The sequence below is a fragment of the uncultured Roseibium sp. genome, from assembly GCF_963675095.2.
Classification (GTDB): Bacteria; Pseudomonadota; Alphaproteobacteria; order Rhizobiales; family Stappiaceae; genus Roseibium.
The window spans coordinates 1-13309 of record NZ_CAXXSJ010000012.1 but is presented as its reverse complement, the minus strand read 5'-3'; the positions used below and the strand labels follow the sequence as shown (position 1 = coordinate 13309).

General features: G+C 60.6%; 12 protein-coding genes, 1 pseudogene and 1 riboswitch. Of the genes and pseudogenes, 6 read left to right on the top strand and 7 right to left on the bottom strand.

All coding sequences use genetic code 11. The features are described from left to right. Window positions 1–72: 72 nt before the first annotated feature. Together ABIN98_RS04790 and ABIN98_RS04785 are read right to left on the bottom strand one after the other, a co-directional pair. Window positions 73–1773 (bottom strand): methyl-accepting chemotaxis protein, encoded by a 1701-nt coding sequence (locus ABIN98_RS04790; protein WP_346907876.1) that lies wholly within the window; start codon window positions 1771–1773, stop codon window positions 73–75. A 108-nt stretch (window positions 1774–1881) separates the two neighbouring features. Next, window positions 1882–2340, bottom strand: a complete 459-nt coding sequence (locus ABIN98_RS04785) for a cache domain-containing protein (RefSeq protein WP_346907874.1) — start codon at window positions 2338–2340, stop codon at window positions 1882–1884. A 508-nt stretch (window positions 2341–2848) separates the two neighbouring features. On the opposite strand from ABIN98_RS04785, the gene ABIN98_RS04780 reads away from it, so the two are divergent. Then, a complete protein-coding gene (locus ABIN98_RS04780; RefSeq protein ID WP_346907873.1) occupies window positions 2849–3061 on the top strand; it encodes a SlyX family protein in 213 nt (70 codons plus the stop codon). A gap of 126 nt (window positions 3062–3187) precedes the next feature. Then, a riboswitch (SAM-I-IV-variant riboswitch) is annotated at window positions 3188–3309 on the top strand. 47 nt (window positions 3310–3356) lie between these two features. Continuing rightward, window positions 3357–3662, top strand: a complete 306-nt coding sequence (locus tag ABIN98_RS04775; protein WP_346907871.1) for a hypothetical protein — start codon at window positions 3357–3359, stop codon at window positions 3660–3662. On the opposite strand, the gene ABIN98_RS04770 is transcribed toward ABIN98_RS04775, so the two are convergent. The 5 genes from ABIN98_RS04770 to ABIN98_RS04750 form a co-directional block, all read right to left on the bottom strand. Then, complete coding sequence (locus ABIN98_RS04770; RefSeq protein ID WP_346907935.1) at window positions 3659–4015, bottom strand: acyl-CoA thioesterase; 357 nt, start codon at window positions 4013–4015, stop codon at window positions 3659–3661. The two genes, ABIN98_RS04775 and ABIN98_RS04770, sit on opposite strands and share 4 nt — an antisense overlap. 75 nt (window positions 4016–4090) lie before the next feature. Continuing rightward, on the bottom strand, window positions 4091–4780 hold the full coding sequence (locus ABIN98_RS04765) for a Crp/Fnr family transcriptional regulator (protein ID WP_346907869.1): 690 nt from the start codon (window positions 4778–4780) through the stop codon (window positions 4091–4093). Between the two features lie 238 nt (window positions 4781–5018). Next, window positions 5019–5816, bottom strand: a complete 798-nt coding sequence (locus ABIN98_RS04760; RefSeq protein ID WP_346907868.1) for a ChbG/HpnK family deacetylase — start codon at window positions 5814–5816, stop codon at window positions 5019–5021. A 99-nt stretch (window positions 5817–5915) separates the two neighbouring features. Then, entirely contained in the window at window positions 5916–7406 is a 1491-nt protein-coding gene (locus ABIN98_RS04755) for a glycosyltransferase family 39 protein (RefSeq protein ID WP_346907866.1), read from the bottom strand. Window positions 7407–7435: 29 nt separating this feature from the next. After that, window positions 7436–8566: a glycosyltransferase family 2 protein gene (locus ABIN98_RS04750; protein WP_346907864.1), complete on the bottom strand. Its 1131-nt coding sequence runs from the start codon at window positions 8564–8566 to the stop codon at window positions 7436–7438. Between the two features lie 232 nt (window positions 8567–8798). Here ABIN98_RS04750 and ABIN98_RS04745 point away from each other — a divergent pair, with 232 nt between their 5' ends. The 4 genes and pseudogenes from ABIN98_RS04745 to hisG all read left to right on the top strand — a co-directional run. Then, window positions 8799–9269: a group III truncated hemoglobin gene (locus ABIN98_RS04745; RefSeq protein WP_346907862.1), complete on the top strand. Its 471-nt coding sequence runs from the start codon at window positions 8799–8801 to the stop codon at window positions 9267–9269. Window positions 9270–9680: 411 nt separating this feature from the next. Further along, window positions 9681–11222 (top strand): histidine--tRNA ligase, encoded by a 1542-nt coding sequence (hisS, locus tag ABIN98_RS04740; RefSeq protein WP_346907860.1) that lies wholly within the window; start codon window positions 9681–9683, stop codon window positions 11220–11222. Between the two features lies 1 nt (window position 11223). Continuing rightward, window positions 11224–12360, top strand: coding sequence for an ATP phosphoribosyltransferase regulatory subunit (locus ABIN98_RS04735; protein ID WP_346907858.1), 1137 nt, complete (start codon window positions 11224–11226; stop codon window positions 12358–12360). After that, window positions 12357–13309 (top strand): annotated as a pseudogene (hisG, locus tag ABIN98_RS04730) (ATP phosphoribosyltransferase); the annotation flags it as partial. The gene ABIN98_RS04735 and the pseudogene hisG, both read left to right, overlap by 4 nt.

Sequence of the window (13309 nt, the reverse complement as noted above, 5' to 3'; positions counted from 1 at the left end):
GGCTGAAACGCCGCCCCTCACCGGTTGAAATCGCACTCAAGGATGCCTGCAGTAACGCAGTTCCGACCCGGTTCATGCTACGCGCACCTGGGCCAGGAAATCGTCGACCTGGTGGCGCAGGGTTTGCGCATGGTCGGAGAGATCCACGGCAACGTCCAGCACTTCCCGCGCCGCCGAGCCGGTCTCAGAAGCGGCCCTTGCCACTTCGTTGATCGTGTGTCCGACTTCCGCGGTACCGGCAGCCGCCTGTTGCGTGCTCGCGGCGATTTCCTGAGTCGCAATGCCCTGCTCGCCCATGGCGCCTGTGATCGTATCGGAGATATCCTTGATACGGCCGATGGTCTGGCTGATCGACTGGATCGCCTCGACCGCATCGCCCGTCGCCGACTGCATGCCGGAAATCTGCATTCCGATTTCCTCGGTGGCCTTTGCCGTCTGCGTGGCAAGGTTCTTGACCTCGGACGCAACCACCGCGAAGCCCTTGCCCGCTTCACCGGCGCGCGCGGCCTCGATCGTCGCGTTCAAGGCAAGCAGGTTGGTCTGTTCGGCAATGCCGCTGATGAGCTCGATGACCTCACCGATCTTGCTTGCGGCGTCGGCCAGCCCGCGCACGGACTCATTCGACCGGAGCGCTTCGGCATTCGCCTGATTGGAAATTTCCGCGGATTCGCCGACCTGCCTGTTGATCTCACCGATGGATGCGGACATCTCTTCGGCGGCGGAGGCAGCGGTCTGGACGTTCTCCGATGCACTTTCTGCAGCGGATGCGACCGCGGACGCCTGACGCTGTGTCTGTTCGGCGACCGATGACATGGACTGAGCGGTCGTCCGCATCCGGTCGGAAGAGGCCGAGACCGTCTCGACAATATCCACCAAGGCGGCTTCGAACCGATCGGCAAGGGCATTCATGCTGGCGCGCTTTTCTTCCGCCGCCCGTTGTTCGTTCGCGATCTTTTCCTGTTCCATACGCTCGACTTCGATCGCATTTTCACGGAACACTTCCAAGGCCTTCGCCATCCGGCCGATTTCGTCGCGGCGCTCGGTCGCCGGGACGTCGACATTCGCATCCCCGGCCGCAAGAGACGTCATGGATCCAATGATTTCGGTGATCGGGCGGGAGATCATGCGGGTGATCAGCCAGTTGAGCAGAATGCCCATGGCGGCGACAACGGCAACCGTAATCAGAAACAGGCGCAAGGATTCATCCGCACCGGCCATTGTGGTTTCTGTGGCGGAAACCCGGAGCGCATCGACCGCCTTGTTCAGGCTATCCACTTCCTTGACCAGTTGCTCGTGCGTGATAATGGCGTCGTTCATAAAGATGCTTGCGGTCGCAACATCCACCGTAGCCATGTCAGAGGTACCCAGCGCGGAAGTCTGGTATTCGCCGGACCTGGCAACGATGGCATCGCGCATTTTCTGGATTTCGGCGTTCCCGAGCGCGCTCAGGTCCAGGGCTTCGAAGTTCGAAACGATGGCGTTCAGCTTTTGATTGGTTTCTTCGAACTGGGCATTGATCTTGTCGGTATCGGACTCATTCACCGCAGTCGTCATGAGATCGTAGAGGGACAACTGCGCATCCGCCAACTCCTCCTTGACCTTGCTCATATCGGCGAAAGCCTTGATCTGGACATTGCTCAGTGCGTCGATCGCGTTTCTTTGCTGATCGATCGCGAAATAAGAAATCACTGACACAATACCCAGGCCGACCAGCAAGATGAACGGTGCTACGAACATCTTCTTGGCAAGGGCGAGATTGGCGAACCAGTTCATGGATTGTCCCCATCCGTTTTTATTCTTGGAAGGACCGATGGCTGTTGGGTCATCGGTCCTTTTGTAGATTGGTAAACCAAAGCAATCCGCCAGAAGCGGCCGTCTGACTTACTTGTAGATACCTACACCGCAGACATAGTCGCCTGCCTGCTTCACGATCGAGGACTTCTGCTCCACCTTCTTGCTGACCGGGTTCGGCCACCGGTAGTCGACCCAGCCGCCGCCGGCATACCCGGTCGAAAGCAGCTCGCCTACGAAGGCCTTGCCATCCGCATCCTTGAGCTGGGAGAGGTCACGGCCCAGCAATTTTTCGTTGGCGCCGTGCGCGAGCGTTGTTCCGTTCTTCTCGAAGCAAAACACATAGAGGTCGCGATCCTGCCAATCACCGCCTTTCGCGGTAAAGTCCTTGAACGCCTGATCCGCACCCACTTCGTTGTAGTGGGCAATTGCCTTATCCAGCATTGCCGTTGCTTCATCGGCCGAGCCGTATTCGCCTGCCATGGCGGACGCAACGCCAAACATAAGAGTGCCAGTGATTGCAAGCGCTGCGATTTTAGCTTTCAGCATTTTTATCTCCTCCTGAGAGCTTGGCTAACTCTCCGAAGATTAGAGAAAAGCACTAAAATAAAGCTAATTCCCTCAATATAAATATTTCAAATATTCCATTTAAGATCGATCATTTCAAATAAAACCAAAATTTTGGAAGTAGTATTGTTATAATTACGGATACTTTCGCGGCGTAATTCGCCATTACCGGCGAATTTATTCTTACCTAACGTAATCTATACTAATTATCGTATTTTATTCTAAATTTTCGAAATTATAAAATATTCTTCGTATTCTGTCAGATGAATCGAAGATTTTCCGCTCCCGCCAAATACATTCTCACCATTTTATCGATATATTCTTCTTCCTCAGCCTCTCCTCCTCCCCAAGGGACCTTGCCTGCCACCGGAGACGTCACACCGTTCAATTGTCATCCTTTGTCCGGTTCAAATTCCCAGCACCTTGTGCTGACCTTTTGTCCATGGATGGGGTAGAAAGGGCGAATGATACCCGTAAGGAGCCGCAAACCGTGAGTGACGACCACGAATCCCGCATCGAAAAACTGGAAATCGACCTGGCCCACGCCACTCACACGATCGATGAATTGAACACGGTCGTCTTCGACCAGGGCCGGCAGATCGACCGTCTCACCCGCAAGTTGTCAGACATGACCGATCAGATGGAAGAGCTGATCGAGAATGCCTTACCCGGACACCGGGTCGACAAGCCGCCGCACTACTAGGGTACGAACTCATAAAATAGCTCAGCGTTACCCACAGGGTCCTGGCTGCCCGCCACCTGCCAGCCACAGTTGCCGGCTAACGCTCGATCCGTGCTTGCGGAGATGAGGGACCCGTGTCATAAGGCCCGCCATCATCAAGAGAAGGGCTGGCGCCCTCACCAACCTGCCTGACCGGGCAAGGTGGTTCCCGCCGGGGATGTGGCCGAGTGAAACGTCTTGCAGGACGTTCGGCAACCAAGCGGTTCGACCAGGAATTTTTGCGCCAGTCCTCCTCGGGAAACCGATGGAGGATTTTTTGTCTCAAGACGCTCTTGCCGGACAGGCGGCCAGCCTGATTGCCGGTTTCGAAAACCCGGATACGGGCCACAGCTTCGCCGACGAAGCACAGCGATGGATCGAAGCGGCCGAGGCGTGCGTTCTGATGCGCATCGATCAGTTGCGTCTCATCGGCGGACTGCCGCGCCACGAACCGCCGCTGTCCGTTGAGGAGCGCCTGCACCGCCTTCAGCGTCTCATGCACCTTTGGGCAGAGGGATGTCTTTTTGCCATCGATGAAAGCCTGTTTGCCGATATTCTGAACCGGCGTGCAGGCAGGGCTTAGAATCCTTGGGGGCATTCCTTCGGAACGGGCCTCGGACGGCCGTCTTCATCGACGGCAACCATGGTGAAGGTGGCCTGGGTGACCTTTTCCCGGTGGCCGAAACGATGGCGCAAGGCCCAGGCTTCCAGTTGCACCTCTATCGAAGAGGTTCCGACACGGCCGATGCGGCTGTAGACGCACAGGACGTCGCCGACATGGACCGGACGGATGAATTTCATCTTGTCGACGGCGATCGTGACGACGCGGCCCGCGGCCCGCTGGCCGGCGGCGATCCCGGCGGAAAGGTCCATCTGGGACAACACCCAGCCGCCGAAGATATCACCGGCCGCGTTGGTATCGGCCGGCATGGCCATGGTACGCAGCGTGAGTTCGCCGAGAGGGGTTTCTTCGGTGTCTGACAATGTCCACTTACCTTTGTTTTCAGAAAATTACAGTGTTGCCGCCTGCTGCAGCAGCTCCGGCTGTTCCAGGCAGTAATAGCCGGAGATCCGGCTGATCGTGCCCGCGCGCTTCCAGTCGTTCAGCACCCGGCTGACGTTTTCACGCGCCGCTCCAGCCATGTTAGCGATGTCCGCCTGGCTCAGCTTGTAGTGGATCAGGACGCGCCCGCCGTCGATCGGCTTGCCGAAGGTCTCCGCGAGCTGCAGCAGCGCCTGTGCGACACGCCCGGGCAGCGGCAGGAAGGATCGTGCCGCAAGGACGTCGTTCGCCTGGCGCAGGCGCTTGCCGACGATCGACAGCATGTGCCGGTAAACGGCCGGGTTGGCATCCGCGAAGCGCTCGAATGCGGCCTTTTCGATAAAGGCGATATTGGCGGCCTTCAATGCGCTGACGGTCGCGGATCTGGGTCGGCCGTCCAAAAGCGCCAGTTCGCCGACGAGATCGCCCGGCCCAAGAACGGCCAGCAGCTGTTCATCGCCGTCCACCGAGAGAATGGAAACCTTGAGAGACCCTTCCAAAACGGCATAGCAGCCGTTGCCCGGGTCACCGTTTTCGAACAGGATCGTACCGGCCCCGATCTTCATCGGCCGCGCAAGAGACGATAGACCTTCCGCCAGTTCCGAAGACAAGCCTTCCAGCGAAAAACTGTTTTGCAGAAATTCCTGTATTTCGGCCACTGCCCCGCCTCCTGCCCCGACACCCGAGGCACATCTTTTGCCGCCAAGCGCACTTTTGTGACCCACATCACGTGCACCCGATCAAACTAGCCCTATATACAAAGACATGGAAGCGGGTTCCCCCCTCCCCCTTCCTGACCTCCCCGAAAAACGGTTCCGTCTCCCCGCCGGAACCGTTTTTTCGTTGTGAAGGAGCTAAACCGACGTCCCGCCAACGCGCCAATCGGCAGCCCCCCGGCTAATTCAGGAAAACATCAGTTTCCTCAAGGGTATGGAAGAAGCGGTCGCTGCGAAGCACTTCCCACTGGCACTCCCGAATGGCGACCTTTTCGCGCGGCTCCTCGCGGCGCAACCGATCATCCACCTGAGCGGGGATGCAGTGGACGAAGGTCATGTCCTGCAGGCCGTCGAAATGACGCCGGAGTTTGCGGTGCAGATCTTGGGAGTCCGCCGTTTCAGGAAGAGATGGCCCCTTTGGCAGCACCTCAAGCCCTTTTTTCGCGGCGATCCGGTTAAGGCGCCTGGCATGCAACCCCGGCTCGAATGGCGAAATGATCTTCGGAGGGCGTTCAAATCCGGCCCGTTCGATGGCATCGAACACATGCCTTGCGATCGCCGACCGCTCCATGAGCCCTTCCCGGACGGCGATGAAATCCGGTTCCCGGTTCATAAAAAAGGTAAAGCGGGTCAACTGGGCATCGGCCTCCGCAGCGAAGACCTCATCCGGCAACAACCGCAGCATAGCCCGGCGCTCGACCAGGCCTCGGCTCGGCATTTTCTCATGGTAGAGTTCGCGCATCCGTTCGCTGACCGGCTGGACCCGATCGCCGCTGAAGGCCAGCGTGACGCCGATCAGCGCCCGTTGCCCCACCTTCTCGGCGACTTCCTGCATGGGCTTGAATTCGCGCGCCCAAAGCTCGCTCGCCACCAGACATCCGACCGCGCTCAGGCGGCCTTCAAGAAGCAGGGAGCGCAAGGCTCTGTCGACGCCGAAGGCCACCGCGTAGTCGAGGGCGCCCAGTGTAATTCTTTTCATTTTCCCAAATGCCCAGGATTGGCGGTAACCATGACGGTATCTATCCCTGCGGCAATATCATGCGGAATTCAACCTTTGAAAGACTAATCCTTTCAAAGATCAATCGTCTTCGTCAGGTAGAAACGGCATGTTCGGAAGTCCGGGAACCTCATAGACCACGATATGTTCCAGAAAAGTTCCGTCCACACTCCGGGTCAGGGAGGCGATCTTCGGCACGTCGCCATAGATTTGCCTGAGCCGATCGATCCGGTCGCGGCGTGCCAGGGTGACATAGAGCCCCTTTTGGCCGAACAGAGCCGGATCGGGCGGCGGTGTCATGGCATAGCGGATGCGTTCGTTGAGCTGAATGACCGGTAGCTCGTCCTTGAACAGATAGGCAAGCTGGGCATTGAGCCCGTAGCCCGTGGTCTCGATAAAGGCGGCACCGGTCCTGTCCGCGATGCTCCGGATCTCCTCGCCGATCTCGGGCCAGCCGCGTAGCTGGAACGTGGGATCCTTGCGAGCGAGCGTACCGGTGAATGGCGTGACCGCATGGATCTGGATAACGACGGCAACCGCCACGCCCAGCGCGATGCCGGCGATCGACAAGCGCCGCCACCAGGCGTCCCCTCCGTTCGGATGGGCAACGAAGACCGCCGCCATGATGGCAAAGGCCGGAAATAATGGCGCTGGCCAATTGGCCTGAACCCTGGCATGCAGCGAATGGAAGACGAGATACGCGAGGAACGGCAGCACGGTCAGAATGATGAGCGCAGCCGCTCCGTCCCGACGCAGCGCTTTCCCGCCAAGACGAACAGCACCAAACAGTGCCGGGATCGCGATCAAGGGATTGATCAGCCCCAGAAGGGCGCCAATGAGCTCGAAGACGTATTTCGAGGTCCAGTCGCCGCGCCCCGCCCGACCGAATTGCTTGTAGAAGCTCGCCCACTCGTGGAGATGGTTCCAGTAGAGGACCGGAACGAAGAGAAGCAGCGCGAGTATGCCACCGGCCCAGAGCTTCCAGGTGAAGAACCAGCGCCGCGCGTCTCTCGCCCACACCAGCCACAAGACGATGCCGGCCCCGAGGAACAGGACCGAATACTTGGACAAAAGTCCCAGGCCTGCAAAAAGACCGACGGCCAGCCACCAGTTGGCGTTGTCCGACCGGTAGAGCTCCGCCAGCGCCCATAACGCCAGGCCCCAGAAGAGGACCGATGGAGCATCCGGGGTCGCCAGAATGCCGCCGACGCCGACCAGAATGCTGGCATTCAGGAACAACACCGCCCAGCCCGCGACGCGCCGGTCGAACAGCAGCATGGCCGTGCGCCAAAGGGCCAGCGACCCGAGCACCGAGGCCAGAACAACGATCAGCCGTGTCCCAAGGAACGTATCGCCGACGAGCTGCTGTCCCGCCCAGGCCCACCAGCCGATCATCGGTGGATGGTCGTAGTAGCTGAGCGCCGGGAACTGCCCCCACAGGCGATAGTAGGCTTCGTCCTCGACGAACCAGGCGTTGGCCGCCGACCAGAGCTTCAGTGCGGTCAGGGCGAGTACGAACAGACATAGAAAGGCCGGCCGCAGATAGAACGGCAAGTCCTGCCTGTCAGACATGCTTTTCATTTCCATGCCCTTTTTGGCGATCAGCCCTTGCGCCAGGTCAAGGCCGAACTTGCCGCATAATTCCAGACAGCCCCCATGATCGCACCGGACGCGCCGGCAAACCACCAGTAGGACGGTTCGGAATAGATCAGGCTGGCAACGCCCACATTGGCCAGCACCCCGACGCTGCAGACCGCATAGAATGTCAGCAACCCCTGAATGGCCTTGAAGCCGCGCAAACGCCGGTCGCGATAGGTGAGCTGGTTGTTGAGGAAGAAGTTCGAGGTCATGGCGACGAAGGACGCCGCCGTCTGCGCCAGATTGAATTCAAAGGCGCCGACCGTGAGAAAGAGACGGAGCGCGACCAGATGCACGAACAGGCCGCTTGCGCCGACCAGGCCGAACATCAGGAAGCGAACGGAAATCATGTTGCCGAAGTATTTTGCGAGCAACAAGCCGAAGTAGTCGAGCGTGACCAGCGTATCGAGCTTGCTCTCGCCGTGCTGGCGTTCGCGGAAGGTGAAGGGCAGTTCCCTGATCTTCAGGCTTCCCTTCGCGCTGGAGACCATATCGAGCAGGATCTTGAACCCCTGGGCCGACAGCTTGGGCGCGAGCGCTTCCGCCTCTTCCCGGCGGATCATGAAGAAGCCGCTCATGGGGTCCGACAGGGACACGTTCAAAAGCTTCTGGGCCAGGCGATTGGCGACATTGGAGCCCCAGGTGCGGATGGAGGACAGGCCGGTGCCGATGTCGCCGCCCTCAACCTTGCGGCTGGCGACCACCAGATCGGTATCGGTATGGCGAAGTTCCTGCAGCATGCGCGGAAGCAGCGTCTCGTCATGCTGCAGATCGGCGTCCATCACCGCCACGTAAGGTGCGGAGCTTGCCAGCATGCCTTCGATGCAGGCCCCGGAGAGCCCGCGACGGCCAAAGCGGCGGATCACCCGGACGCGCGGATCGCGGCTTGCGATGTCACGCGCAACATCCGCCGTACCGTCGGGCGAATTGTCATCGACAAATATCGCTTCCCAGGCGATGCCGTGCAGCGCCTCGTCGAGAAGCCCGATCACGATCGGAACGTTTTCCGCCTCGTTGAACGTCGGCAGGATGACACTCAGTTCAGCCGAAGGCCCCACGGCCTCCTCCGCTTCGACTGAGACTTTATCGATCATGAGCATGAAACTTCCGTCCATGGCCACCGCTGCCGGAGGCCGTCCTATCCCGGAGGGATAAAGTGGCCGGGACCATATCCCAAACACTATTCGTTGCAAACCGAGCGTGATGACGCCTTATTCATGAGACCCATTGCCACACAGACCCTAAAACCGGCTTAATTTTGCTGGCTGAAGTGAACTTCACCTCCTACATCTGGACGAACCAAAGGGCCTCCCGACCGGAAACGACATGGAACCCAATATCGACATTCGCCCCGCCGTCCGCAGGCAGCCGGCGCACCCGTCCATCGACGGCACGCAGATTTCCGCGCTGGTCGACACGTTCTACGAACGGATCCGTGAAGACGACCGGCTCGGCCCGGTCTTCGACGGCAGGCTAGGCGACCGCTGGGAGCCGCACCTTGGAAAAATGAAAGCCTTCTGGCGGACGGTCCTGCTCAAGACCGGTGAATTCAAGGGGCAGCCGGTTCCGACCCATTACAAGCTGAAGGAAGTCGTTTCCGACGACTACCGGATCTGGCTGGAGCTTTTCCGGGAAACCGCCTTCGAGGTCTTCAGGGACGAGGAAGCTGCCCGCATCGTCATCCGCCAGGCGGAGAAGATTGCCCAAAGCCTGTGGATGGCGACCATCGCCTCTCCATTTGACAAGGTTCCGGACTTTCTGACCACCGCCGATACCCAGGCTCAAAGCACAACCTGAGTTAAGCCTGACCTCCCTGCCGCCTTGCCCTTGAACGACGTTTCGTTCAGCCCGCATTTTCCACACTCCCTGCACCCTGCGCCGGTTGAAACAGGCAACTGGGCAGGAGAATAGCGCAGTACGATGTGGGTCATCGGACTAGCTATTCGACGCCCCCAGTTGCCTGTTTCAACCGGCCCGAAGGGGCGTATTTTGGCCGCCGCCTGCAGGCGAAAGCCGCTTGACCATAGCACCAGCTATGCTCTACGCGTCTTTCGCCTGCACTCGACTGGCCAAAATGCGCCGCAGAGTGTAGTGAGTGTGGAAAATGCGGGCTAAGACAGCGCGTGAAAATTGCGGTTCCCGCAGGTTTCGGATTTGCCGACACCTGAAAGGGATCCGAAAAGAGCTCGCCGGGACGTTTAAGATTTCATGGCCAAGAAACCAAACAAGCTGAAAGCCCGCCTGCCGCGCGGCTTCGTAGACCGGTCTGCCAGCGACATCCGGGCAACGGACGAGTTGCTCGGGCGGATCCGCGAAGTCTATGAAAAATACGGCTTCGATCCGGTCGAAACGCCCGCTTTCGAATATACGGACTGTCTCGGCAAATTCCTGCCCGACACGGACCGGCCGAATGCCGGCGTGTTCTCCGTGCAAGACGACGACGAGCAGTGGATGAGCCTGCGCTACGACCTGACCGCGCCGCTCGCCCGCCACGTCTCGGAGAACATCAACGACATCCAGCTTCCCTACCGCACCTACCGGGCGGGCTGGGTGTTCCGCAACGAAAAGCCGGGCCCCGGACGGTTCCGTCAGTTCATGCAGTTCGACGCCGACACGGTCGGCGCGCCCGGCGTCCAGGCGGATGCGGAAATGTGCATGATGATGTCGGACACCATGGAAGCGCTCGGCATCGCCCGCGGCGACTATGTCATCCGGGTCAACAACCGCAAGGTTCTGGACGGCGTCATGGAAGCCATCGGCCTCGGCGGCGAGCAAGACAACGAACGCCGTCTCACCGTGCTGCGGGCCATGGACAAGCACGACAAGTTCGGCTCCGAAGGGGTCCGCCTGCTTCTGGGCGAAGGACGCAAGGACGAGAGCGGCGACTTTACCGCCGGCGCGAACCTGCACCCGGATGCCATCGAGGCAATCCTGGAAATTCTCGATGCCTCGGCCATCGACGACCTGATCGACTATACCAACGACCTAACTTTCAAGACGGCGGCGCTTTCGAAATTCGCCATCAACGAGCATTTTGAGGCCGGCTTTACCGAGCTGAAGCTGATCTCCGACCTGGTCAAGGGCGCGGGCTATATGTCCGACCGGATTTCTATCGATCCGTCGGTCGTGCGTGGCCTGGAGTATTACACCGGCCCGGTCTACGAGGCGGAACTCCTGTTCGACGTGACCAACGAAAAGGGCGAAGTGATCCAGTTCGGTTCGGTCGGCGGCGGCGGGCGTTATGACGGCCTGGTGAAGCGCTTCACCGGACGCGACGTGCCGGCGACCGGTTTTTCCATCGGTGTCTCGCGCCTGATGACGGCACTGAAGAACCTGGGCAAGCTCGGCACGGCGGATGTGGTCGCGCCCGTTCTGGTCACTGTGATGGACGGCGAGACGGCCGCGCTTGCCCGCTACCAGAAGATGGTTCAGGACCTGCGCGCTGCCGGCATCCGCGCCGAGATGTACCAGGGCAACTGGAAGAAGTTCGGCAACCAGCTGAAATACGCCGACCGGCGCGATTGCCCGATTGCGATCATCCAGGGTTCCGACGAACGGGATGCGGGCGAAGTCCAGATCAAGGACCTGATCGAGGGCAAGCGCCTGTCGGAAGAAATCACCGACAACGTCACCTGGCGCGAAAGCCGGCCGGCACAAATCACCGCGAAGGAAGACGCGCTGGTGGACACCGTGCGGCAGCTTCTGGCCGATCAGGCCGAAGACCGCAGACGCGCGATCGAGGGCCGGTGAGATGAGCAGTCAGGCCCGGATAGACACCGTCCTCAAGCTGTTTCAGGACGCAGGCCACCTTCAGGTGGAACCGCCGATCCTGCAGCCCGCGAACACGTTCCTGGACCTGACGGGCGAAGACATTCGCCGCCGCCTGTTCCTGACCAACGGTCCGGACGGGTCGGACCTGTGCCTGCGTCCGGATTTCACCATTCCGGTCTGCCGCCAGCACCTGGAACTGGGCGATGCCGGCCGGCGTGCCGACTATTGCTATTCCGGACCGGTTTTCCGGCAACGGGCCCAGGGCAGCGGCGAAATTCCGCAACTGGGCGCGGAAAGCCTCGGCCGGGACGACCGGGACGAAGCGGACGCGGACATGCTCGGCCTTGCGGTCGCAGCGCTTGATGCACTGGGTATCGGCGAGCGCGACATCATCATCGGCGACGAGACGCTGTTTGCCTCCGTGCTGAGCGGGCTCGACCTTCCCGCCGTCTGGCAGCGGCGCCTGCGCGACCTTTTCGGCGAGACGGACAAGCTCTCGGCCGCCATCGACCGCATGGCAGGCGCCGACCGGTCGAGCGACGACACGAGGGATGTCCGGCTCGGTTTTCTGGCGGCCCTGGAAGGCGCCGATCCGGAAGCCGCCCATGCCGTCGTGGAAGACCTTCTGTCGATCGCCGGCATTTCCGCCGTCGGCGGCCGTACCCCCAGCGAAATTGCCGACCGGTTTCTGGAACAGGCCGCTCTTGCCAACGGTTCGGGCAACCACGCGCGCGCAGCCGAGGTGCTGAAGTCCTTCCTTGCCATTCGCGGCAACGCGGCGGACAGCGTGTCGGCGCTCGAAAAATTCGCCGGTGAGACCGGCCTCGATCTGGGCGACGCGATCGCAGGCTACAAGAACCGGCTTGAAGCCATTCGGGCGAAAAACATCGATCCGGCCGATCTGACCTTCGCGGCGGATTTCGGACGGCGGCTCGACTATTACACCGGCTTCGTGTTCGAGATTCACAGCAAGAACGCGGAGGCCGGCGGCCAGCTGGTCGGCGGCGGGCGCTACGACCGCCTCGTCAAGCTGCTTGGTGCCGGCACGGAAGTTCCCGCGATCGGATTTTCCATCTGGCTTGACCGGATTGCAAAACTGTCGGGGCGCAGCCAATGACGAAGCTCACCATCGCCATTCCGTCCAAGGGGCGCTTGCAGGAAAATACGCACGACTTCTTCGGCCGAGCCGGCCTGAAAGTGCTGCAGCCCCGGCGGCGCGCGGAACTATCGCGGCGCGATTGCCGGACTGGATAATGTGGAGATCGCCTTCCTGTCGGCCTCCGAGATCGCCCGCGAACTGTCCGCCGGCAGCGTGCACTTCGGCATCACCGGTCTCGACCTGGTCCATGAGAACATCACCGATCCGGATGCGAACGTGCACATCGTGACGCCGCTCGGCTTCGGCCCGGCGGATGTGGTCGTTGCCGTGCCTAACGCCTGGATCGACGTGGAGACCATGGCCGACCTCGGCGATGTGGCGTCCGATTTCCGCAACCGGCATGGTCGCCGCCTGCGGGTGGCAACCAAATACGTTACCCTAACCCGGGCCTTTTTCGCCCGCCACGGGATTGCCGATTACCGGATCGTGGAAAGCGCAGGCGCCACGGAAGGCGCGCCCGCAGCCGGGTCCGCCGAACTGATCGTGGATATCACCACCACCCGCTCGACGCTGACGGCCAACAACCTGAAGATCCCTGGCCGACGGTGTGATCCTGAAAAGCCAGGCCCATCTGGTCGCGTCCCGCAACGCGGATTGGTCCGAAGAAGGCCCTTGCCGGCGCCCGCGCCATTCTCGACCGCGTGGCGGCGGAAGAACAGGCCCGGACGACACGCGTCTGGTCAAGGCGAGCGTGAAGGATCGGACCGCCGCCCTGGCTGCTGCGGAAAAACTCGGTGCCAGCGAACCTTTCCCGAGAGCACAGAACAATCGGTGCTGACCCTGCCTCTGTTCGAAGAAGGCCGTTCCGGACTGCGCCAAGATCCTGATCGAGGCCGGCGGTGCGGATACGGTCACGGTGGAAACGCTTGAATATGTGTTCAAGCGGGAGAACCGCCTGTTCGAGCCG

Bases quoted from the DNA above. Each gene is read 5' to 3' on its own strand.
- ABIN98_RS04745 (WP_346907862.1), top strand. From the start codon at position 8,799: ATGGAACCCAATATCGACATTCGCCCCGCCGTCCGCAGGCAGCCGGCG.
- ABIN98_RS04785 (WP_346907874.1), bottom strand. From the start codon at position 2,340: ATGCTGAAAGCTAAAATCGCAGCGCTTGCAATCACTGGCACTCTTATG.
- hisS (WP_346907860.1), top strand. From the start codon at position 9,681: ATGGCCAAGAAACCAAACAAGCTGAAAGCCCGCCTGCCGCGCGGCTTC.
- ABIN98_RS04755 (WP_346907866.1), bottom strand. From the start codon at position 7,406: ATGTCTGACAGGCAGGACTTGCCGTTCTATCTGCGGCCGGCCTTTCTA.
- ABIN98_RS04750 (WP_346907864.1), bottom strand. From the start codon at position 8,566: ATGATCGATAAAGTCTCAGTCGAAGCGGAGGAGGCCGTGGGGCCTTCG.
- ABIN98_RS04735 (WP_346907858.1), top strand. From the start codon at position 11,224: ATGAGCAGTCAGGCCCGGATAGACACCGTCCTCAAGCTGTTTCAGGAC.
- ABIN98_RS04770 (WP_346907935.1), bottom strand. From the start codon at position 4,015: ATGGCCATGCCGGCCGATACCAACGCGGCCGGTGATATCTTCGGCGGC.
- ABIN98_RS04760 (WP_346907868.1), bottom strand. From the start codon at position 5,816: ATGAAAAGAATTACACTGGGCGCCCTCGACTACGCGGTGGCCTTCGGC.
- ABIN98_RS04790 (WP_346907876.1), bottom strand. From the start codon at position 1,773: ATGAACTGGTTCGCCAATCTCGCCCTTGCCAAGAAGATGTTCGTAGCA.